General features: G+C 71.0%; 18 protein-coding genes and 1 pseudogene. 14 read left to right on the top strand and 5 right to left on the bottom strand.

What is annotated here, in order from left to right:
* The 8 genes from LNK82_RS12870 (at position 1) to LNK82_RS12835 (ending at position 10,029) form a co-directional block, all read left to right on the top strand.
* Positions 1-1,002, top strand: coding sequence for a C40 family peptidase (locus tag LNK82_RS12870; RefSeq protein WP_230567197.1), 1,002 nt, complete (start codon positions 1-3; stop codon positions 1,000-1,002).
* A gap of 12 nt (positions 1,003-1,014) precedes the next feature.
* Entirely contained in the window at positions 1,015-1,545 is a 531-nt protein-coding gene (locus LNK82_RS12865; protein ID WP_230567196.1) for a hypothetical protein, read from the top strand.
* A gap of 37 nt (positions 1,546-1,582) precedes the next feature.
* Complete coding sequence (locus LNK82_RS12860) at positions 1,583-1,771, top strand: hypothetical protein (RefSeq protein WP_230567195.1); 189 nt, start codon at positions 1,583-1,585, stop codon at positions 1,769-1,771.
* A gap of 21 nt (positions 1,772-1,792) precedes the next feature.
* Positions 1,793-3,199 (top strand): RNB domain-containing ribonuclease, encoded by a 1,407-nt coding sequence (locus tag LNK82_RS12855; RefSeq protein ID WP_230567194.1) that lies wholly within the window; start codon positions 1,793-1,795, stop codon positions 3,197-3,199.
* Positions 3,200-3,597: 398 nt separating this feature from the next.
* Positions 3,598-5,190: an FAD-binding oxidoreductase gene (locus tag LNK82_RS12850; RefSeq protein ID WP_230567193.1), complete on the top strand. Its 1,593-nt coding sequence runs from the start codon at positions 3,598-3,600 to the stop codon at positions 5,188-5,190.
* 22 nt (positions 5,191-5,212) lie between these two features.
* Entirely contained in the window at positions 5,213-6,217 is a 1,005-nt protein-coding gene (gene fgd, locus LNK82_RS12845) for a glucose-6-phosphate dehydrogenase (coenzyme-F420) (RefSeq protein ID WP_230567192.1), read from the top strand.
* Between the two features lie 150 nt (positions 6,218-6,367).
* A complete protein-coding gene (locus LNK82_RS12840) occupies positions 6,368-7,933 on the top strand; it encodes a 4-hydroxyphenylacetate 3-hydroxylase N-terminal domain-containing protein (RefSeq protein WP_230567191.1) in 1,566 nt (521 codons plus the stop codon).
* A gap of 95 nt (positions 7,934-8,028) precedes the next feature.
* Positions 8,029-10,029, top strand: a complete 2,001-nt coding sequence (locus tag LNK82_RS12835) for a carbamoyltransferase family protein (protein ID WP_230567190.1) — start codon at positions 8,029-8,031, stop codon at positions 10,027-10,029.
* 472 nt (positions 10,030-10,501) lie between these two features.
* Here LNK82_RS12835 and LNK82_RS12830 read toward each other — a convergent pair whose 3' ends face one another.
* The 3 genes from LNK82_RS12830 to LNK82_RS12820 all read right to left on the bottom strand — a co-directional run bounded on the left by LNK82_RS12830 (position 10,502) and on the right by LNK82_RS12820 (position 13,870).
* Positions 10,502-11,440, bottom strand: a complete 939-nt coding sequence (locus LNK82_RS12830) for an LLM class F420-dependent oxidoreductase (protein ID WP_230567189.1) — start codon at positions 11,438-11,440, stop codon at positions 10,502-10,504.
* 133 nt (positions 11,441-11,573) lie between these two features.
* The gene (locus tag LNK82_RS12825) at positions 11,574-12,560 is read right to left on the bottom strand and encodes a sigma-70 family RNA polymerase sigma factor (protein ID WP_230567188.1); all 987 of its coding nucleotides are present in this window, start codon (positions 12,558-12,560) and stop codon (positions 11,574-11,576) included.
* 362 nt (positions 12,561-12,922) lie between these two features.
* Positions 12,923-13,870, bottom strand: coding sequence for an LLM class F420-dependent oxidoreductase (locus LNK82_RS12820; protein ID WP_230567187.1), 948 nt, complete (start codon positions 13,868-13,870; stop codon positions 12,923-12,925).
* 317 nt (positions 13,871-14,187) lie between these two features.
* Here LNK82_RS12820 and LNK82_RS12815 point away from each other — a divergent pair, with 317 nt between their 5' ends.
* From LNK82_RS12815 to LNK82_RS12795, 5 genes are all read left to right on the top strand, one after another.
* Positions 14,188-15,828, top strand: coding sequence for an amidase (locus tag LNK82_RS12815; RefSeq protein ID WP_308257202.1), 1,641 nt, complete (start codon positions 14,188-14,190; stop codon positions 15,826-15,828).
* A 183-nt stretch (positions 15,829-16,011) separates the two neighbouring features.
* Complete coding sequence (locus LNK82_RS12810; RefSeq protein ID WP_230567186.1) at positions 16,012-16,401, top strand: SgcJ/EcaC family oxidoreductase; 390 nt, start codon at positions 16,012-16,014, stop codon at positions 16,399-16,401.
* Between the two features lie 112 nt (positions 16,402-16,513).
* Positions 16,514-17,479 carry an LLM class flavin-dependent oxidoreductase gene (locus LNK82_RS12805; protein WP_230567185.1) on the top strand — a complete coding sequence of 322 codons (966 nt, stop codon included), beginning with the start codon at positions 16,514-16,516 and terminating at the stop codon, positions 17,477-17,479.
* Positions 17,480-17,492: 13 nt separating this feature from the next.
* The gene (locus LNK82_RS12800; RefSeq protein ID WP_230567184.1) at positions 17,493-18,242 is read left to right on the top strand and encodes an SDR family NAD(P)-dependent oxidoreductase; all 750 of its coding nucleotides are present in this window, start codon (positions 17,493-17,495) and stop codon (positions 18,240-18,242) included.
* Between the two features lie 19 nt (positions 18,243-18,261).
* The gene (locus LNK82_RS12795; RefSeq protein WP_230567183.1) at positions 18,262-19,131 is read left to right on the top strand and encodes an NAD(P)H-binding protein; all 870 of its coding nucleotides are present in this window, start codon (positions 18,262-18,264) and stop codon (positions 19,129-19,131) included.
* 109 nt (positions 19,132-19,240) lie between these two features.
* On the opposite strand, the gene LNK82_RS12790 is transcribed toward LNK82_RS12795, so the two are convergent.
* Both LNK82_RS12790 and LNK82_RS12785 read right to left on the bottom strand, forming a co-directional pair.
* Positions 19,241-20,896, bottom strand: a complete 1,656-nt coding sequence (locus LNK82_RS12790) for an FAD-binding oxidoreductase (protein ID WP_230567182.1) — start codon at positions 20,894-20,896, stop codon at positions 19,241-19,243.
* Positions 20,897-21,133: 237 nt separating this feature from the next.
* On the bottom strand, positions 21,134-21,793 hold the full coding sequence (locus LNK82_RS12785) for a peroxiredoxin-like family protein (RefSeq protein ID WP_230567181.1): 660 nt from the start codon (positions 21,791-21,793) through the stop codon (positions 21,134-21,136).
* Positions 21,794-22,008: 215 nt separating this feature from the next.
* Between LNK82_RS12785 and fbiC the strand changes: the two are divergent.
* Positions 22,009-22,283: pseudogene (gene fbiC / locus LNK82_RS12780) on the top strand (7,8-didemethyl-8-hydroxy-5-deazariboflavin synthase); the annotation flags it as partial.

The raw sequence follows: 22,283 nt of genomic DNA, 5'->3' as shown, positions 1-22,283 counted from the left end.
GTGCTCAAGATCGGGCTCGTGGTCGTCGCGGTGGTGGCCGTGGTCGCCGTGACCGTGACCAACGGCGTGTCCACCGTGCTCAGCGAGAACACCCCGTCGGAGGAAGCCGCCGGCATCCGCATGGCGAGCTGCAACGCCTCGATCGGCCCGTGGGGCGGCGGTGGCGAGGAGAAGGGCCGCCGGGAGGCGGAACGGCTCACCGACGAGCAGCGCACCACCGTCGCCAACATCATCTCCATCGGCCGCGAGCGCCAGTTGCCGCCGCTGGCCTGGCAGATCGCGATCCAGGCGGGCATGACCGAGTCGGGGCTGCGCAGCCTGGACTACGGCGACCGCGACTCGCTCGGCATCTTCCAGATGCGCCCGTCGATGGGCTGGGGCACGCCCCAGCAGGTCACCGACCCCCACTACGCGATCAACAAGTTCTACGACGTGCTGCTCAAGCTGCCGGACTGGGAGGAGCAGCGGCCCGGCGACTCGGCCCAGGACGTGGAGCGGTCGGCGTTCCCCGACCGGTACCACAACTGGGAGGCCATGGCGGCGTTCCTGATCAGCAAGGAAGGGGACGTCAGCGACCCGGCCGGGTGCGGCGAGAGCGTCGGCGACTTCCTGCTCGCCTCGAACGCGGCCGGCACCGCGATCGAGTTCACGAAGCAGCAGCTCGGCGAGCCCTACCTGTGGGGCGGCAACGGCCCGGACGCCTGGGACTGCTCCGGCATCCTGGTCAAGGCGTTCGCGGCGGCGGGCGTGAAGATCCCGCGGGTGGCGAACGACCAGTACATGGCCGGCGGCGCGTACCTGCCCGTGCGGGAGGCCAAGGCGGGTGACCTGATCTTCTGGGCGACCAACCCCGCCGACCCGGTCACCGTCCACCACGTGGCGATGTACCTGGGCAACGACGAGTACATCCACGCGCCGCAGACCGGTGACGTGGTCAAGATCAGCAAGGTGAACTGGACCTACCACGAGTTGATGCCACTGGCCGTCCGGCCGGGCGTGTAGGGAGGCACGACGGTGTTCAACCACGAACCCATCCAGCGCCACGCCGGGCCGCCCGCGTCGAGCACGCCGACGCGGGACTACCTCAACACCCGGCCGCCGGGCACCGACCAGGCGTACGCGGTGCTGCCGCGGTCGCTGGTCGAGGCCATGCCGCTGCCGTGGCAGCAGCAGATGGCGCACCTGCTCGCCGACTTCCACCGCACGTACGCGCACCTGAACTGGCCGGTGTACCGGGTGGTGCCGTCCCGGATGGAGCGGCTGGTCGACCTGGACGAGGAGCAGTTGGCCGAGGTCGGCGCGATCGTGGAGATCGACTCGGACGGCGAGCTGGTCTACCGCGACCGCAGCGGCGCGCTGATCACCGACCCGGAGCACAAGACGGTGCTGGTGTCGGTGCTCGACCCGATCCCGGGCGAGTTCGCCAACGCCAACCAGAACACGCCGCCGCGCGGCTTCCCCCAGCCGCCGCCGGCCGTGCCGCAGCCGACGTTCCCCCAGTCGGGCCCGGTGCCCGTGCAGGCGCCCCGACCGCCCCAGTGGTGAACATGACATGCGCTCCGGCGCATGCAAACCTGGACGCATGGCTTCTGACCCGAACGCTTGGTACTACTGCCTGACCCACCGGACGGTCGAGCACGGCGTCGGCTGTCGCGGCGGTGACCGCATGGGCCCCTACCCGGACGAGGCCACGGCGCAGCGCGCGCTGGAGCTGGCGCGGGAGCGGACGAAAGCCGAGGACAAGGCCGATAAGGACTGGGGCAAGCGCTGAGGCCGGCCTAGGGTGCACCCCATGGTGATCCGCACCGGCCGAGCGGACCTGGACTTCGGCGGCATCCGGACCGAGTTCGGCCTGCCCGAGGAGTTCCCGGCCGACGCCCTGGCCGAGGCGCAGGCAGCGGTGTCGCGCGACGTCGGCACGGCCGACCGCGAGGACGCGACCGACCTGCCGTTCGTGACCATCGACCCGCCCGGCGCGAAGGACCTGGACCAGGCGCTGCTGGTGCAGCGGGTCGGGTCCGGCTTCCGGGTGCACTACGCGATCGCCGACCTGGGCGCGTTCGTGGTGCCCGGCGGCGCGCTGGACGCCGAGGTGCGCAAGCGCGGCCAGACGCTGTACCTGCCCGACGGCAACGTGCCGCTGCACCCGCCGGTGCTGTCGGAGGGCGCGGCGAGCCTGCTGCCCGGGCAGGCGCGGCCGTCGGTGCTGTGGACGTTCGAGTGCGGCCCGGACGGCGAGCCGGTCGAGGTGCGGGTGCGCCGGGCGATCGTGCGCTCGACCGCGCAGTTCGACTACGAGGGCGTGCAGGCGCAGTTCGACGCGGGCACGCCGCACCCGTCGGTCGAGGCGCTGCCGGACTTCGGCCGGTTGCGGCGGGAACGCGCGGCCGAGCGCGGCGCGGTGGAGCTGCAGCTGCCCGAGCAGGAGATCGTGCCCAACGGTGACGGCGACTGGAAGCTCGCGGTCCGGCCGCGCGCCGACGTGGACTCCTGGAACGCGGAGATCTCCCTGCTCACCGGCATGTCCGCGGCGAAGGTCATGATCGCGGCGAAGGTCGGTGTGCTGCGCACGCTGCCCGACGCGGACGACGGCGCGGTGGACGCGTTGCGGCGGTCCGCGCACGCGCTGGGCGTGCCGTGGCAGGCGGGCGTGACCCCGTCCCGGCTGCTCGCGGGCCTGGACCCGAGCCGGCCGGAGGCGTTGGCGCTGTTCGTGGACGCGACCCGGCTGCTGCGCGGCGCGGGCTACACGGCGTTCAACGGCGAGGTGCCCGCCGTCTCCACGCACGCGGGCCTGGCCGCGCCGTACGCGCACGTCACCGCGCCGCTGCGCCGGCTGGTGGACCGCTTCGCCACCGAGGTGTGCCTGGCCGTCACGGCGGGGGAGGACGTGCCCGAGTGGCTCACCAAGGCGCTGCCCCTGCTGCCCGGCCTGATGGGCGGCTCGGACGCGCTGGCGAGCAAGGTCGACCGGGCGTGCCTGGACCAGGTCGAGGCGTGGGTGCTGGCCGACCGGGTGGGCCAGCACTTCGAGGCGGTCGTGCTGCGGGCGGACGGAGGAGGCGCAGACGTCTTCGTCCCCCAACCGCCGGTGATGGGCCGCTGCACGGGCGAGGACCTGCCGGAAGGCGAACGGATCGCGGTGCGCCTGGTGGAGGCCGACCCCGAGCGCCGGAAGGTCGTCTTCGAACGCCGCTGAGCCCGCCCGTCGACCCGACCGCCCTCCGGCGCTTGCTCCCGGGTCGAACCGACCGCCCTCCGCGCTCAACGACGCACCTCCGCCGACCGGCTTCGCGCCGCGCGGACCGGTTGCGATCATGCGCCGCCGTGGGCCGGCCCGGTCCGATCACCTGTGGTGTGATGACCCGATGACCGGGTCCGCACGTCCGCTTTCAACGCGCCCGGAACCGCCGTTGTGCGGGCCCAGGCGCGTGCGCGATGCCCGTTCGGGCGGAGCCGACCGAAGTCTCGGGGGGAGTTGACCGAAGCCGATTCTTTTGCCGCTCCGCTGTGGTCACATACGGCAGTCGGAAGAAACGGGGTCGGGGGACCTGGCGGTGGCCGCCATCGCCGGTGGGACCAGGGATGGGGATTGCCATGATCGAAGACGTGGCGCAGGGTGCGGTCATAGTGGTGCCGCCCGCTGACGACATCGCGATCGGTGTCGTGGACCGGCAGTACGAGGACCTCGTCCGCGGGGTGAACCAGCGCTGGGTGGCCGCGCCCGAGCGGGTGGTCGTCGCGACCTCCGCGGAGGACGTCCGGCGGACCGTGCGCGACGCGGTCCGGGAGGGCAAGCGGATCACGGTGCGGTCCGGGGGGCACTGCTTCGAGGACTTCGTCTACAACTCCGAGACGCAGGTCGTCGTCGACCTGACCGAGTTGGACGAGGTCTACTACGACCGCAGGCACCGGGCCGTCGCGGTCGAGGCCGGGGCGACGATCCTGCGCATGTACGAGACGATGTACAAGAAGTGGGGCGTCACGGTGCCGGCCGGGTTCTGCCCGACCGTCGGCATCGGCGGGTACGTCAGCGGCGGCGGGTGGGGCACGCTGGGCCGCCAGTTCGGACTCATCGTGGACCACCTGTACGGCGTCGAGGTCGTCACGGTGGACGACCGCGGCAAGGTGCGCATCGTGGTCGCCACCCGCGAGGAGCACGACCCGAACCGCGACCTGTGGTGGGCGCACACCGGCGGTGGCGGCGGCAGCTTCGGCGTCGTCACGCGCTACCTGTTCCGCACGCCGGGCGCGGAGGGCGACGACCCGCGCGCACTGCTGCCGCACCCGCCGCGCGAGGTCATCCTCGCCGCCGTGGGCTGGTCGTGGGCGAGCATCGACCGGGCCGAGTTCGGCCGGCTGGCGCGCAACTACGCCCAGTGGCACCTGGACAACTTCGCGCCGGACAACCCGAACCGCGACATCGCCGCGTTCATGGGCCTCAACCACCGCTCCGCCGGGCAGATCGGCCTGATCGCGCAGATCGACGCCGACCAGCCCGACGCCGAGGAGCGGCTGACCGAGTTCTTCCGGTTCATGAACGAGGGCATCAACGTCGAGCCGGAGGCGTTGACCGCCTCCGTGGGCGACCTCGGCGCGCTGCCGCAGTTCTTCTTCCAGCGCAGGCTGCCGTGGTTGCAGGCCACCAGGTTCTTCGGCATGTCCAACGTCCAGGTGACCGACCCGACGTTCCGGGCCGAGTACAAGTCGACGTTCATGGTCGGCAACTTCCCGGACGACCAGCTCGACGCCCTGCACGCGCACCTGACCCGGGACGACATCAACAACCCGAACGTGACGGTGCAGCTCACGCCGTACGGCGGTGAGATCTCCGCGGTCGACCCCGCCGACACCGCCGCGGTCCACCGCGGCGCGGCGTTCAAGATGCTCTACTCCGCGTACTGGACCGACCCGGCCGACGACGACCGGTACGTCGGCTGGGCGCGGGACATCTACGGCGAGGTGTACGCCGCCACGGGTGGTGCGCCGGTGCCGAACGACGTCACCGACGGCTGCTACGTCAACTACGCCGACATCGACCTGAACGCCCCGGAGTTCAACCGGTCCGGCGTGCCGTGGCACGACCTGTACCACAAGGAGAACTACCCGAGGCTTCAGCAGATCAAGAAGAACTACGACCCGCTCGACGTCTTCCGGCACGGTCAGTCGGTCCGGCTGCCGGCCGTGTAGGGGGCGAGCGGCAAGGAGCGTCATGGCATTGCAGATCGGCTACAAGGCGTCCGCCGAGCAGTTCGCACCACGTGAGCTCATCGAGTTCTCGGTGCGCGCGGAGGAGGTGGGCCTGGACAGCGTGATGGTGTCCGACCACTTCCTGCCGTGGCGGCACCAGGGCGGGCACGCGCCGTTCGCCCTCGCGTGGCTGGCGGCGGTGGGTGAGCGCACGTCCCGGGTGCGGATGGGCACGAGCGTGCTCACCCCCACCTTCCGGTACAACCCGGCGGTGATCGCGCAGGCGTTCGCCACCCTGGGCCTGCTCTACCCGGACCGGGTGATCCTCGGCGTCGGCACGGGCGAGGCCCTCAACGAGATCGCCGTGTCCGGGCGGGAGTGGCCGGAGTTCAAGGAGCGGCTGGGACGGCTGCGCGAGTCCATCGCGCTGATCCGCGAGCTGTGGACCGAGGACCAGGTGAACTACAAGGGCGAGTACTACACCCTCGTCGACGCGAGCATCTACGACCGACCCGAGCGACCCGTCCCGATCTACGTGGCGGCGGGCGGCCCGCAGATGGCGAAGTTCACCGGCCGGGTGGGAGACGGCTTCATCTGCACGTCGGGCAAGGGGATGGAGCTGTACTCGGACAAGCTCCTGCCCTCGTTGGCCGACGGCGCGACGGCGGCCGGGCGTGATCCGGGGCAGATCGACCGGATGATCGAGATCAAGCTGTCCTACGACCGCGACCCGGCGGCGGCGCTGGAGAACGTCCGCTTCTGGGCGCCGTTGTCGCTCACCGCCGAGCAGAAGCACACCGTGCACAGCGCGGAGGAGATGGAACGGCTCGCCGACGAGCTGCCCATCGAGCAGGTGGCGCAGCGGTGGATCGTCGCCTCCGACCCGGACGAGGCGCTGGCCGGCATCAAGCCCTACGTGGACGCGGGGCTGAACCACCTCGTCTTCCACGGGCCGGGCCACGACCAGGAGCGCTTCCTCACGCAGTTCGCCGAGGACGTCCTCCCCCGGTTGCGCGAGCTCGGCTGACGGCTTTCCCGCCGGGCACTCCGGTGCCCGGCGGGAAAGGCAGTTTGGAAGTAGCCCGAGGCCTCCCACCAGCGACAGGATGATTCCAACCGAGAGGGCACCGCGTCGTGCCCGTCGGCTCGGAGCCCCGACCTCTGCTGGAGGCCAGCGATGACGATGACCGAAGGGGCAGCCGAGACCGTCGCGGCGCCCAACGACGTCAGGCCGATGACCGGCCAGGAATACCTGGACTCGTTGCGCGACGGCCGTGAGGTCTACGCGTACGGGGAACGGGTCGCGGACGTCACGACCCACCCCGCGTTCCGCAACAGCGCCCGCTCCATCGCCCAGCTCTACGACGCCCTGCACGCGCCGGAAGCCCAAGGCTCGCTGAGCGTCCCGACCGACACGGGCAACGGCGGCTTCACCCACCCGTTCTTCAAGACCCCGTACTCCGTGGACGACCTGGTCCAGTCCCGCGACGCGATCGCCGGCTGGCAGCGGATGGTCTACGGCTGGATGGGGCGCACCCCGGACTACCAGGCGGCCTACTTCGGCACGCTGGTGGCCAACGCCGACTACTACGGGCCGTTCAAGGACAACGCCCTGCGGTGGTACCGCGACGCCCAGGAGCGGGTGCTGTACTTCAACCACGCCCTCGTGCACCCGCCGATCGACCGCAGCAAGCCGGCCGACGAGATCGCGGACGTGTGCGTGCACGTGGAGCGGGAGACCGACTCCGGGCTGATCGTGTCCGGCGCGAAGGTCGTGGCGACCGGCTCGGCGCTGACGAACGCCAACTTCGTCGCCCACTACGGACTTCCCGTCAAGGACAAGAAGTTCGGCCTCGTGTTCACCGTCCCGATGGACGCGCCGGGGCTCAAGCTGATCAGCCGCACGTCCTACGAGATGGCCGCCGGCGCGCTCGGCAGCCCGTTCGACTACCCGCTGTCGAGCCGGTTGGACGAGAACGACGCGATCATGGTGATGGACAACGTCCTCGTGCCGTGGGAGAACGTGTTCGTCTACGACGCGGACGCCGCCAACGGCTTCATGAACGTCTCCGGCTTCGCCGAGCGGTTCACCTTCCACGGCTGCACGCGGCTCGCCGTCAAGCTGGACTTCATCGCCGGGTGCGCGATGAAGGCCGTCGAGCTGACCGGCACCTCCGGCTTCCGCGGCGTGCAGGCGCAGATCGGCGAGATCCTCAGCTGGCGCGACCTGTTCTGGGGCATGTCCGACGCGATGGCGAAGTCGCCGGACACCTGGCTGAACGGCATGGTGCAGCCCAACGTCAACTACGGGTTCGCGTACCGGATCTTCATGGGCATGGGCTACCCCAGGGTCAAGGAGATCCTGCAGCAGACCCTCGGCAGCGGCCTCATCTACCTCAACTCCCACGCGAGCGACTGGCGCAACCCCGACGTGCGGCCGTACCTGGACCGGTACCTGCGCGGCTCGGACGGCGTCGAGGCGGTCGACCGGGTGAAGCTGATGAAGCTGCTGTGGGACGCCGTGGGCACCGAGTTCGGTGGGCGGCACGAGCTCTACGAGCGCAACTACTCCGGGGACAACGAGTCGATCCGGGTCCAGACGCTGATGATGTACCAGGCGACCGGCCGCGCCGACCCGCTGAAGGCGTTCGCGGATCGCTGCATGTCCGAGTACGACCTGGACGGCTGGACCCGGCCGGACCTGTTCGACGGCAGCGACCTGCGCCTGACGGGTGGCCTCTGAGGACGTTCCGAGGACGTTCGGGCGGGCGGTTCTTTTCCCCGCCCGGGACGGTCTCTACTGCGACGGTGCGAGTTCCGGATTGGATCGGTGACGCGATGCTGGCATTGGGATTGAGCGGTCATTTCGGCGGAGAGGACTCCGACCTCGTACCCGGACTGCCCGAGTCGTACTCGCACGACGCCGCGGCGTGCCTCGTCGCCGACGGCAAGCTCGTGGCCGCGGTGGAGGAAGAGCGCTTCAACCGCATCAAGAAGACCACCAAGTTCCCCGTGAACGCGGTGCGGGCCTGCCTCGACATCGCGGGCGTCGGCCTCGACGAGGTCGACGTCGTGGGCTACTACTTCGACGAGACCTTCAGCGACAACGCGCTCAACACCTGGTACGCGGCCATGCCGCAGATCCCGGTGCGGTCCGCGCGGCGGCTGATCCAGGACAAGCTCGCCGAGGGCCTCGGCGTGGAGGTGCCCGACGAGCGCGTCCGGTTCACCGGGCACCACTACGCGCACGCCTGGTCGTCCTTCCTGCGGTCCGGGATGGACGAGGCGCTGGTGGCGGTCCTCGACGGCCGCGGCGAGGAGGAGTCGGGCACGCTCTTCCGCGCCGACGCCGACGGCATGCACCCGTTGACGACGCACCCCGTGCACGCCTCGCTGGGCCTGTTCTACCAAGAGGCCATCAGCATGGTGCGGTACGGCTTCGGCGACGAGTACAAGGTGATGGGCCTCGCGCCCTACGGGGACGCCAAGAAGTACCGCGAGGTCTTCGACAGCCTCTACACGCTGCACGACGGCGGGCACTACGAGCTGACGCCGGGCACCCCGTGGCTCAACACGGTGGCGTCGCGGTTCCTCGCCGAGGGCTTCGCGCCGCGCCGGGCCGGCGAGCCCGTCACGCAGCAGCACCAGGACTTCGCGGCCGGTGTGCAGGAGATGCTGGAGAACGTCGTCGTCCACGTGCTGCGGCACTGGGCCGAGGTGACCGGGCTGCGCACGTTCTGCTTCGGCGGCGGCGTCGCGCACAACAGCAGCCTCAACGGCCTGCTGCTGCGATCCGGCCTGTTCGACGAGGTCTTCGTGCACCCGGCGTCGCACGACGGCGGCGCGTCGGAGGGCGCGGCGCTGGCCGGGGCCTTGCAGGCGGGCTGGAACCGCCCCAAGCTGTCCCGCATGCGCACCGCGAGCCTCGGCCCGGACCTCGGTGACCGCGACGCGATCGGCAAGCGCCTGCACGCCTGGCGCGACCAGGTGGAGGTCGAGCACCACGAGGACATCGTGGAGGTCGCGGCGAACCTGATGGCCGAGGGCAACGTGCTGGGCTGGGCGCACGGCCGGTCCGAGTTCGGCCCCCGCGCCCTGGGCAACCGCAGCATCCTCGCCGACGCCCGCCCGGCCGACAACCGCACCCGGATCAACGCGATGGTGAAGAAGCGGGAGGGCTTCCGGCCCTTCGCGCCCGCCGTCACCGCCGAGGCCGCCGACACCTACTTCGACCTCACGGACACCAAGGCGGACCACGACTTCATGTCGTTCGTGGTCTACGTCCACGAGGACCGCCGCGAGGAGCTGGGCGCGGTGACCCACGTCGACGGTACCGCGCGCGTGCAGGTGGTCGACCCGGAGCACAGCCCGCGGTACCACCGGTTGATCCAGCGGTTCGGCGAGATCACCGGGACGCCGGTGCTGCTCAACACCTCGTTCAACAACAACGCCGAGCCCATCGTGCAGTCGGTGGACGACGTGGTGACCAGCTACCTGACCACCGACCTGGACTACCTGGTGGTGGAGGACTTCCTGGTGCGCCGCCGCCCCGAGGCCGTGCTCGACGACCTGGTCGTGCGGTTCCGACCGGTCACCCGGCTGCGCAAGTCGTGGAACCACGTGGTCGGCCCGGACGCCGAGCACGAGATCTACCTGGACTACACCGGCGGCCCGCGCTCGACGGTGTCGGCGGAGGTCTTCGCGCTGCTGCACGCGGCGGACGGTCGCAAGACGCTGGCGGAGCTCGTCGGGGGCGAGGTGTCCGACGAGGTGCGGAAGGTGTTCTACGACCTCTGGCAAAGCAGGCTGTTCGAGCTGCTGCCACGGGAGGACGGCTGACCATGACCGCGTCCGACCGGGACCCCGACCTCCCGCCACCGGTCCACCTGGGCGTGCAGCGGCTGCTCGACACCGTGCGCCAGCAGGCGGAGCTGCCGTGGATCGACGCCGCGGGCCAGTGGGACGACCCGCTGTTCGACGCCTGGGTCAACTGCCTGGAAGCCGCGACGACGGTGGGCCGGGCGTTCTCCGCGCGCACCGCCCGGGGCGGCGCGGACGAGCCGGACGCGCAGCTGGTCGACGACCTGGTCGACCAGCTGCGCGGGGGGGGGCGCCCCCCCCCCGGGCGCCGGGGGGGCCCCCCCCGGCCCCCCCCCCCCCCGCGGCGCGCTGTCGGCGGCCCGGGCGGCGACCGCGTCGATCAGCTTCTCCCTGGTGGACACCACGGACCGGCAACGCCGGGGCTGAGGTTCCCGACCACGCCGCACCGCCCGCGTCACCGAGCACCACCGGTGACGCGGGCGGTGCGCTGTCAGGCGAAGGCCGTGGCGAGCTCGCGGATGACGTCGAGCCGGGTCGGGTCCTCGAAGCTGATGGACAGCTCCTGGATCCCGGCCGCCTCGTACGCGGCGATGCGCTCGCGGATGGTGGCGATCGTGCCGATCAGGCCGTACTCGCCGAGGTCGCCGGGGTAGTTGTCGGGCGCCCACACCGGGATCGCGGCGCGGGCCTCGGCGTCGGTGTCGCGGATGATGCAGTGGGTCGTGGTGGTCTTCCAGATGTGGTCGTAGTCGCGGCCCAGGTCCTCGCAGTGCTTGCGGAGGATGTCGAGCTTGCGCCGGATGCCGTCCGGTGACTCGATGACGTTGCAGGCGTCGGCGAACTCGGCGACGATCTTGAGCGTCACCTTCTCGCCGGAACCCGCGATCATCATCGGGATGTGCGGCGACTGCACGCCCTTGGGCTGGTTGATCGCGCCCTTGATCTGGTAGTGCTTGCCCTCGAAGGTCGCCTCGTCCTCCGTCCACATGCGGTGGATCACCTGGACCGCCTCGCGGAGCTGGCGCAGGCGCTCGCCGGGGGTGCCGTACTCGTAGCCGTAGCCGACGTAGTCCGCTTCGTACCACCCGGCGCCGATGCCGAACGTGAGCCGCCCGCCCGAGATGACGTCCACAGTGGACGCCATCTTGGCCTGCAGGGCGGGGTTGCGGTAGTTGTTGCCGGTCACGAGCGGTCCGAGTCGGACGTGCTCGGTCTCCCTGGCCAGCGCCGTGAGCGTCGACCAGACCTCGAAGAAGGTCTCCTGCGACGGTGGCACGGTGTGGAAGTGGTCCGGCGCCCACAGCGAGTGGTACCCGCTGTCGTCGGCGGCCTTCGCGATCCGGACGATGGTCTCGAAGGCCTCCGCCGGGTCCGGGATACCCGCCAGGTCGTGGCCGAAGCCGGTGGGAAGGAACAGGCTGTACTTCATGCTCGCGGCCTCCTGTGGTCAACGCACGGCGTGCGGACATCCGACCGGGGGGAAGGGAAGAGCGAGCGGCCCCCCGGGAGTTGAGACCCGCCAGGGGGCGGAAAAGAACCGGGCTCGACTGCGGGAAGGCGAATCAGGCCGGCGCGGTCGCGGGCAGCCCGAACTTCGCCACCAGGTCCGAGTCGACGAACAGCACGATCCTCGCGATCCCGTCGGTGGCCAAGGTGAGCACGGTGACGCCGAACGCCCGGTGCACGCCGTCCTCGCCCCGCCGGTACACGGCCGTCCCGGGCTGGCCGTTCGCCCCGACCGGCACCAGGCGCCACTCGCCGGGCGTGCCGATGGCGTGCCGGGCGATGAACGGCGCGCAGGTCCGCTTGCCGGCGAACCACGTCGCGGTCGGCACGGTCTCCAGCCTGGCGTCGGCGCGCAGCAGCCGTTCCAGCGCGGCGGCGTCGGACTCCTCGAACGCCTTGATGTACTGGTCGACCAGGGCCCGGATCTGCGGCTCGTCGGGCTCGGTGACCCGGTCCACGTCGGCGGAGACCTCTTCCAGCCGCGCCCGCGCGCGTTGCAGCATGCTCTTGACCGCCGTCGTGGTCGTGTCGAGCATCTCGGCGACCTCGCTGGCCGGGAACGCCAGCACGTCCCGCAGCAGGAGCACGGCCCGCTGCCGGCCCGGCAGGTACTGCAGGCTCGCCACCAGCGCCAGCCGCAGGCTCTCCCGCTCGCTCACGATCACCGCCGGGTCGCCGGCCTCCCGGGCGCCGTCGTGGCCCCAACCGGCGGACGTGGAGATCGGCTCGAGCCACAGGACGCCCGGGCCGGCCGAGACCTGCGGCGTGTCGGGGTCGCCCGCCGGACCGCCCAGCCCGGACGGCAGCATCCGCCTGCTGCGCTGCTGCAACGCCGTCAGGCTCGCGTTCGTCGCGATCCGGTACAGCCAGGCGCGCACCGACGACCGGCCTTCGAACCCGCCGTAGGACCGCCACGCCCGAAGGTACGTCTCCTGGACCACGTCCTCGGCGTCGTCGACCGAGCCCAGCATCCGGTAGCAGTGCGCCAGCAGTTCGCCCCGGTAGCTCTCGGTGTCGCTGGCGAACTGCGTGTTGTCGGGCATTCAGCCTCCCGTGCGTGGCCGCCGACGCCCTTGACCCCGGCGGCGGCGCTGCGGTCGGCGGTCATGTGGGACGCTTCTCGGTGCACACGGTACTCGCTGGGTGACGCTCGCGAAGGCGGCCCGGCGATCGCGCGGGCACCCGTCGGGCGGGCGCGCGGAGGCCGTGCCGGGAGTGCCAGGCGGGTATACGCGCAAAAGCGGGTGTCCGCGCGAAGGCGCACACCCGCTTGCCGGGACCGCGGTCCCGTCGTGGACCAGCCTCGTCGACCCGCGACCCGCCTGCGGAGCGCACCGGCGCCGCAGGCGGTGCCGGCCGGGCTTCGGTGCGCCCGGGCCGACTGCCGCTGATCAGCGAGCTGCGATCACTTGATGAACTCCGACGCGTAGCCGCGCAGCACGTCGTGGTCGAACGGGTTCAGGAACGACACGGCCAGCTCCTGCACCCCGGCCTCCTCGTAGGCCGCGATCCGCTGGTGGATGGTCTCCACGGTGCCGATCAGGCCGTACTCGGCGACGTTGCCCGGGTAGATGGCGCCGACGAACGGCGGGGTCGCGGCGACGGCCTCCTCATCGGTGTCGGCGATGATGCACAGCGTGGAGGTCGTCTTCGTGATGGAGTCGTAGTCGCGCCCGACGGTCTCGCAGTGGTCCTTGAGGATGCCGAACTTGCGCTTGAGGCCCTCGGGGCTCTCGATGACGTTGCAGGCGTCGCCGAACTCGGCGACGATCTTCAGCGTCACCTTCTCGCCGCCACCGGCGATCATCATCGGGATGTGCGGCGACTGGAGGCCCTTGGGCGAGTTGATCGCGCCCTTGATCTGGTAGTACTTGCCCTCGAAGGTGGCCTCGTCCTCGGTCCACATGGCGCGGATGACCTGGACGGCCTCGCGCAGGCGGCGCAGGCGCTCGCCGGCGTCGTGGAAGTCGTAGCCGTACGAGACGTAGTCCGGCTCGTACCAGCCCGAGCCGATGCCCATGGTGAACCGGCCGCCGGAGATGACGTCCACGGTCGAGGACATCTTGGCCTGCAACGCCGGGTTGCGGTAGCTGTTGCCGGTCACCATGTGGCCGAGCCGCACCCGCTGCGTCTCCCGGGCCAACGCCGTCAGCACCGACCACGACTCGAACAGGAACGCCTGCGAGGGCGGGACGGGGACGAAGTGGTCCGGCACCCAGGCGGCTTCGTAGCCGGCCTCGTCGATGGTCTTGGCGACACCCACCAGCGCCTCGAACGCCTCGACCGGGTCGGTGAAGCCCGCCAGGTCGTTGGTGAAGCCGCTGGGCAGGAACGTGCTGTGTTTGATGGCCATCCTAGCTCTTTCCTCGTGGTGCGATCGGGCCGCGTCGGCCTGGCGGCGCGCGACGTCAGGCGGTGGTGCTGGAGTAGAGACCGCGCGGCGGACCGAAAGGAATCGGGCATCCCGTAGGTCCCTCGCTATTCGCACCTGACGTGGAATACCGACCCGCCGAACGGGTGCCCCGCAGGCTCGCGCTTGACAGCCGTCCCCCGGATGGGGGAAATGTGATGCGCGCCCACGCGGAATTCCCGGCTCGGCGCCGGTTCCCGCGTCCACCCGCTCGGCTCGCGCCCACCTTCACCAGCACCGGACGAGGAAGCAGGCCCGTGATGCCCGAACTGCCCCTGACCCTGACCGACGCCGCGGCCGCGCTGCGCTCCGGCGAGGTCACCAGCCTGGAGCTGACCGAGGCGGCCATCGCGGCCGCCGAGAGAGCCGACGGCCCGCTCGGCGTGTTCCTGTCCCGCTTCGACGACGAGGCCCGCCGCGCCGCGCAGCGCGCGGACGACGAACTGGCCGCCGGCACCGACCGCGGGCCGCTGCACGGGATCCCGATGGGGATCAAGGACATCATGCCCACCGTCGAAGGGCCGACCACGTCCCAGAGCCTGGTGTTCGACCGCGACTGGGGCGACGGCCACGAGGGGCCGGTCATCGCGCGGCTGCGCGAGGCGGGCGCGGTGATCACCGGCAAGACGACCACGATGGAGTTCGCGCTCGGCCTCCCCGACCCGGACAAGCCCTTCCCGTTGCCCCGCAACCCCTGGGACCTCTCGACCTGGGCCGGCGGGTCGAGCTCGGGCAGCGCGAGCGGTGTCGCCGCGGGCATGTTCTACGCGGGCATGGGCACCGACACCGCGGGCGGCATCCGCATGGCGGCGGCGTTCAACGGGGTCAGCGGGCTGATGCCGACCTTCGGTCGGGTGCCGAAGTCCGGCTGCCTGCCGCTGGGCTACAGCCTCGACCACATCGGCATGATCGGCCGCTCCGCGCGGGACTGCGCGGTGGTGCTCGCCGCCGTCGCGGGCAGGGACGAGAGCGACCCCGACTCGGTGGACGCGCCGTTCGCCGTGCCCGAGCCGCAGGCGCCCGACCTGTCGGGACTGCGCATCGGCGTCGTCCGGGACGGGCACTTCCCCGACCACGGCGACCCCGCCACGGCCACCGCGTTCGAGGCGGCGCTGGCCCGGTTCGAGGCGGCCGGCGCGGAGCTGGTGGAGGTGTCGCTGCCGTACCGGGCCGAGGTGATGACGGTCCACCAGATCACGATGACCAGCGAGGGCCTCGCCTACCACCGGCCGGACCTGCACAAGCGGTGGGACGACTACTTCGCCGCGACCCGGTGGATGCTCGCGCAGGGCGCGCTGGTGTCGGGCGCGGACTACGTGCAGGCGCAGCGGGTGCGCCGGGTCGCCCAGCACGCGGTGGCCGAGCTGTTCGGCACGGTCGACCTGGTCGTGTGCCCCACGGCGTCGATGGGCGCGCCCTCCTACGCCGACCTGTCCGGCGACATCACCGCCCTCGGCGCGCTCATCCACACCGGCTACTGGGACTGCATCGGCAACCCGGTGCTGGCCGTGCCGATGGGGTTCACCGCGTCGGGGCTGCCGCTGTCGCTCCAGATCGCCGCGCCGGCGTTCGGCGAGGCGACGGCCGTGCGCGCGGGTGAGGCGTTCCAGGCGGCCACCGACTGGCACCTGCGGGTGCCGGGGCTCGACCCCGGGACCGCGGTGGAGCCGCCGGCGCCGGGCGCGATGCCCGCCGCCGATCCCGCCGAGCTCGCCGCGGTGCGCGTGCTGTTCTCGGGCGCGACGCTGGCGCCCGCCGAGGGCGAGTTGCAGGCCTTCGCCCTCGGCTACCCGGACGTGCGGACTGCCGTAGCGGCGCTCTACGCGGTGCCGGAAGCCCGTTACGCCGACCCCGCGCTGCGCTTCGTGGCGGGTAGTCGGATCGTCGACTGGAGGCGGTGACGGCGCGGGAGCCGCGACCACGGCGATTCCGCCCGATCGGGAATACTTCGGGTGCGGCAATCTCGAAGTAGGCCGTGCCGTGCGAAAGTCAAGATTATGGAGTCACGGGTTCGGCCACCAGGCCGGGCAGCTCAGCCGGATTCCAAGGGGTTCCCCATAATGACTGTCCAGGAAACTACGGGTGTGCGGGAAGTGATCGACGGTATCGCGAAGGCGTGGGCGAACAACGACCCGGACGCGTTCGCGGACCTGTACACGACGAACGCGAGCATGATCCTCTCGGGCGACCGCTACCTCAGCGGGCGCGAGGTCATCCGCGAGGTCGTGACGCAGCAGTTCAAGTCGGCCCACGCCGGGACGACCCTGCTGCAGAACATCGTGGACGTGCGGTCGATCGCGGACGACGTGGCCGTGGCGATCACCGAGGGCGGCGTGCTGGCCCCCGGCGAGGACGTCCCCTCCGACGAGCGCTCCATCCGCGCCACCTGGGTGCTGCGCAAGGGCGGCGACAGCTGGCTCATCGCCGCCTACCAGAACACCCGCACCTCCGAAGCGGCGCTGCCCGGCCTGTAGCCGTCAGCCCTCACCACAACCCTGGCCGCAGTGCCGGGTGGTCCACGTCGTCGCACCACATCGGAAGCCTCGTGAGCCGTAGCGGTCGGAGGCGTTGAGGAGGATCAGGGTCATGGCCGCTGTGCAAGTCGGCATCGCGTTGCCGGTCCGGGAGACGGCGATATTGGGCTACCCCGACGCCGGCCCGCTGATGAAGATGGCCCAGCAGGTGGAGGAACTCGGTTTCGACTCGGTGTGGGTCGGCGACTCGTTCGTCGCCCGGCACCGGCTCGAGCCGCTCACCCTGCTGGCCGCCATCGCGATGATCACCAACCGGGTCACCATCGGCACGGCGGCGCTGACCGCGGTGCTGCGGGACCCGCTCTACCTGTCCCACATCCTGGTGACGCTCGACCAGCTCGCCGGGGATCGGCTGCGGATCGCGCTCGGCACCGGCTTCCCGTTGCCCGCCAAGGAGGAGCTGGACGCGGTCACGACCACGTACGGCCAGCGCGCGGGCCGGATGGACGAGGCCGTCGGGTTCTGGAAGCGCCACTGGAGCGGCCGGGACGGCGACTTCGTCGGCAAGCACGTCGACCTGTCGGAACTGGTCAACCAGTCCCCGCCGACCACCCCGGGCGGGCCGCGGATCTGGTTGGCCAGCAACGGCAAGCCCCGCGCCGTCGCCCGGGCGGGCGCGCAGTACGACGGGTGGCTGCCGGTCCGGATCGAGCCCGCCGAGTACCGGGAGTCGCTGCGGGCGATCCGGGACACGGCGGAGGCCGCCGGCCGCGACCCCGGCGACATCGAGCCCGCGCTGTACGTCACGGTCAACATCAGCGACGACCCGGCCGAGGCGCTCGCGGGTCTCGAGGACTACACCGACCGGTACAACAACATGCCCATCGAACCCCTGCGGGCCTACCAGCTCTACTACGGGGGTTCCGCCGCGGACTTCACCGACTGGCTGGCGGAGTACGTCGAGGCGGGCGCGCGCCACATCGTGCTGCGCATGGGTTCCTTCGACCACTACGAGCGCAACGTCCGGGCGATCGCGGACGGCGTCATGCCGGGCCTGCACGCCATGAAGGTCGACTGAGATCGGGAGAGCGATGCGTTTCGCGGGCAAAGTGGCGCTGGTGACCGGTGGCGGCACCGGCATCGGCAGGGCGACGGCGGAGGCCTTCGCCGCGGAGGGCGCGACGGTCGTCGTGGCGGGCCTCGACGAGGAACCGCTGCGGCAGACCGTGAAGGCGATCGAGGCGGCGGGCGGCGAGGCCAGTTCGATCGTCCTCGACGTCACCGACGAGGCCGCCGTCGCGGAGATGGTCGCGACGACCGCCCAACGGCACGGCGGGCTGGACGTCGCGTTCAACAACGCGGGCGTCATGGTGGGCGGCCGGGTCGCCGACCTGGACGCGGGCACCTGGGCGAGGGCGCTGTCGGTGGCGACCGGCACCTGGCTGTCGATGAAGCACGAGATCGGCTACATGCGGGAGCACGGCGGCGGCGCCATCGTCAACATCTCCTCGATCATCGGGCCCCACAAGAGCATTCCCGGCACCGGCGGCTACGCGGCGGCCAAGGCCGCGATCACCGCCCTGACCAAGACCGCCGCGCTGGAGCACATCCGCGACGGCATCCGGATCAACGCGGTCAGCCCCGGCCCGATCGCCACCCCGCTGTCGCTGATCCGCGGCGAGACCGAGGCCGAGCAGGCCGAGCGGATGAAGACCACCCTGCCGATCGGCCGGATCGGTGCCGTCGACGAGGTCGCGCGCGCCGTGCTGTGGCTCGCGTCCCCGGACTCCTCGTTCACCGTCGGCGCCGACCTCGTGCTCGACGGCGGCGCGACCGCTTGACCTCAACGACAGGAGAGACATGATTCTGGTGGTGGGAGCGACGGGCGTCGTCGGGCGCGAGGTCGTCGCGCAGTTGGTCGAGGCCGGGCAGGAGGTGCGTGCGCTGGTCCGCGACCCCGGCCGCGACCACGGTTTCGGCGGCGAGGTCAAGGTCGTCTCCGGCGACCTCGGCTCGGTGGCGACGCTGACCGCCGCCCTGACCGGCGTGGACAGCGCGTTCCTGCTCAGCGGCGGTGGGCCCGAGACGCCGCTGCACGACGCGAACTTCGCCGCCGCGGCGGCCCAGGCCGGTGTCCGCCACGTGGTCAAGCTGTCGATCATCGGCGCCGAGTACGGGTTCACCGACCTGGTCAGCACCTGGCACCTGGCCGGTGAACGGGCCGTCCGCCAGATCGGGCAGTGGCCCAACGGTCCGCAGTGGACGTTCCTGAGGCCGGGCGAGTTCAGCTCCAACGCGCGGCTGTGGGCCGTGCCCGTCAGGGAGCGCGGCGCGGTGTTCTGGTCGCAGGTGGACGTCAAGGTGGCCGTCATCGACCCGCGCGACGTCGCGGCGGCGGCGGTCACGGCGCTCACCACGCCGGGTCACGAGGGCAAGACCTACCGGATCGGCGGTCCGCGGGCGCTCGACGTCCGCGAGCGGGTGGACATCCTGTCCGCGGCGCTGGGCAAGCCCCTCAAGCTGATCGAGGTGCCGATCGCCGACGTGGCGGACGCGGCGGCCAGGGCGGGGCGGCAGAAGCTGGTCGTGGAGACCACGATGAGCAACCTGGGGCGGCCGGAGTTCCAGGAGAAGGCCTCCCAGGTGCTGCCGACGTTCCAGGAGCTGGTGGGCCGGCCGCCGCGCTCCTTCGAGGAGTGGGTGGACGACCACCTGGGTCTGTTCCGCTGAGTCCGGGTGTGCGCGGCGGTTCGTCGCGCACACCCGCGGCCTGGCTGTGGCGGAAGCGGTGTGCCTGCTCTCGGGCACACCGCTCCCGCGTCGTCGGCCTGCGCCGGTCTCAGCTCGGCAGCCGGATCGACTGCTGGTGGTTGAAGATGTTGCGCGGGTCCCAGGTCTTCTTGGCCCTCTGGAGCCGCGGGTAGTTCCCCTTGTAGTACAGGTCGTGCCACGGTACGGCCGACCTGTTCCACGCCGGGTCGTTGAGATCGGTGTCGGGGTAGTTGATGTAGCAGCCGTCACTGCGGCCGTTCGGCACCGGAACGCCGCCGGTGTCGGCGAAGACCGCGCCGTAGAAGTTCCGCAGCCACGTCCGGAACTTGGTGTCGTCGGCCGGGTTCGGCCAGTGCGTGATCCACAGCAGCTGGTAGGCGGAGTCGCGGTGGGAGTGGGCGGTGCTGTCGGGCGCGACGGCGTTGACCGCGCCGCCGTAGGAGGACAGCCCGACGCTGATCGCCGTGGTGTCCATGCCCGGCGCGGTCAGGTAGGTGTAGAACGCGTCGATCTGGGCGTCGGTGAACGTGGTCCGCATGTACGCCGACTTGTAGTCCGCGCGCAACGTCGGGTCGTTGAACGAGATGACCGCCTTGCCGACGTACTTCGTCGCCTGCAACCACGGCAGGGTGCGGGTTCCGCCCCCCGAGGGCCCGACGCCGTTGAGCACGGTGCGCAGGTACTCGTCCAGGATCGCCTGCGCGTTCGGCGCGGCGGCGTCGACCTGGGTCAGCAGCCCGAGGAAACCCTTCGACTGGTGGTTGAGGGTGATCTCGGCGTGCAGCACGCTGCCGGGGCTGTTGGGCGCGCTGTTGGCCACGTGCCAGTTGCCGAAGTTCCGCAGCAGGTTGGCCAGCCCCGTCTTGGTCAGGCTCGCCCACGGGATGCCGATCTCGCTGAGCAGCACGTTCGTGGGCGGTCGGGGCAGGATCTTCGCGGGTTCGGTCGTCGTGATGCCGGGGGAGCGGAACAGGTAGCGCGTGACGACGCCGAAGTTCCCGCCCCCGCCGCCGGTGTGCGCCCACCACAGCTCGCGGTTGGGGTCGGTCGGTTCCCGGGTCGCGGTGACGGTGGTCGCCCGGCCGTCCGCGCCGACCACGACCACCTCCACCCCGTACAGGTGGTCCACGATCAGCCCGTGGCGCCGGCACAGCATCCCCCAGCCGCCGCCCACGATGTGCCCGCCCATCCCCACCGAGTGGCAGATGCCGCCGGGCACCGTCACCCCCCAGGCGTGGTAGAGCTTCTCGTAGGCGTCGAGGAGGGTGGCGCCGGACTCGATGGCGATGGCGTTGTACTTGGGGTCGTAGTACACGGCGTCGAGGTTGGAGACGTCGAGCACGACCTTCACCGTGGGCTCGAACGGGAACCCCTCCAGGCAGTGGCCACCGCTGATGACGGTGATCCGCTTGCCCGCGTCCACCGCCGCCTGCACGGCGGGCGCCACCTGGTGGGCCGCGCCGACGACCCGCACCATCTCGGGTTTTCCGATGAACCGCTGGTTGAGCTGCCTGCGGACCAGGTCGCCGTAGTGCGGGTCGCTGGGTGTGACGGTGGCCGCGTCGATCGTGGTGCGGACGCCCAACTCGGCTTCCGCCGTCGCGGCGGCCGTGCCGGTGCCGAGCACCGGGGCGGCGGTGATCGCCACAGCCGCCGAGCCCTTGAAGAGGCGACGGCGGGAGAGTCTGTTGGGCGGTAACTCTGCGTTAAGTTCGCGGGGCATCCAGTAGTCCTTTCTCACTGCTTCGTAACCCGATAGGAGCACCGGATCGAGAAAAGGAACACGGATAGCGAACTTTACGCCTGGGGAGTAATAAATGTTACCCGCCAGTATGTGGCCGGAATCACACCCTCAACGGTGCGGGATTTCGTATTCATCGAAATGATTTCGCGCAATTCAGGCATGCCGAATCCACGCCCTCCCGGAATCGGAGGGCGTGGATTCGGCGCGGCTTTTCGTTCAGTCGAGGGTGTCGAGTGCCGCCAGGATGTCGGTGGTCTCGGTGCGCGCGGTGTAGTCGGGCTGGATGTCGATCCACCGCAGGACGTGGTCGCGGTCCACCAGCAGCACCGAGGGCATCGGCAGGCCGGTGGTGCCGTCGCTGTTCAGCTTCGCCACGTCGTTGCCGAGCCTGGCCAGGGTGGCCAGCGCGTCGGCGGTCGGCGTGGTGGCGAAGCCCAGCTCGGTGGCCAGCTTGTTGCCGGGGTCGGACAGCACGGGGAACGTCAGGGAGTTCTTGTCCCGCGTCGCGGCGGTGCCCTCGGGCTTCTGCGGGCTGAGGCCGATCAGGGCGATCCCCCGCTCGGCCAGCACCGGCAGCAACTCGGCCTCGTAGGCGTTCAGCGCCATGTTGCAGTAGGGGCCCCAGGCGCCGCGGAACGTGACGACCACGGCGGGGCGGCCGTCGGCCACCTCGTACAGCGACGTCGCTTCCCCGTCCGCGTCCAGCAGGGCCACGTCGGGCACCTTCGTGCCCGGCTTCGCGGCCCCGGCCGGCACCCCCGCGGCCCTGAGCTGGGCCTGTTCGACTTCGAAGGCGGAGAGCAGGCCTTCCGGCGCCTGGCTGGTCATGGAGGCCGTCAGCGCTGCGCTCCGGGCGCCGAGCGTCTGGGTGTTCATGTGCGTTCTCCTAGGTTCGGGTCCATCTGAGGCCCCCGCGGCACGGCCCGAGTCGGTCCGGGCACCGCCGGGGCGCTCCGATCTAGAGACCCGGTGCCGGGCGCAAAGGGATCGCTTGTGGCGAGCACGACGTGGACACGCCGATTCCTGTCCGGCCTCACCGGGGTCATAGGTGACGACGGAGCGACCGTCCGAGACCGACGAGGGGTGCCTGTATGACCGTGGACATCTCGATCGCCCCGCCGGATCCGACGCCCAGTGGGTCGTCGATGCGACGTGCGTTGCGCCGTGCTGCTGATGGTGCGGTGTTGGACGTGACCGAGGCCGCGGTGCTGTTGCACGCCCGTGGTGAGGATCTGGAGGCGTTGCTTCAGGCGGCGGGTCGGGTGCGTGACGCGCACCTGCTGGCGGAGGGTCGTGCGGGGGTGGTGACCTACAGCCGTAACGCCTTCATCCCGTTGACGCGTCTGTGTCGGGACCGGTGTCATTA

Source organism: Saccharothrix luteola, assembly GCF_020859565.1.
In the GTDB taxonomy this organism is placed as follows: Bacteria; Actinomycetota; Actinomycetes; order Mycobacteriales; family Pseudonocardiaceae; genus Actinosynnema; species Actinosynnema luteola.
The sequence above is the reverse complement of the archived record's forward strand: the minus strand, read 5'-3'. Positions and strand labels throughout refer to the sequence as shown.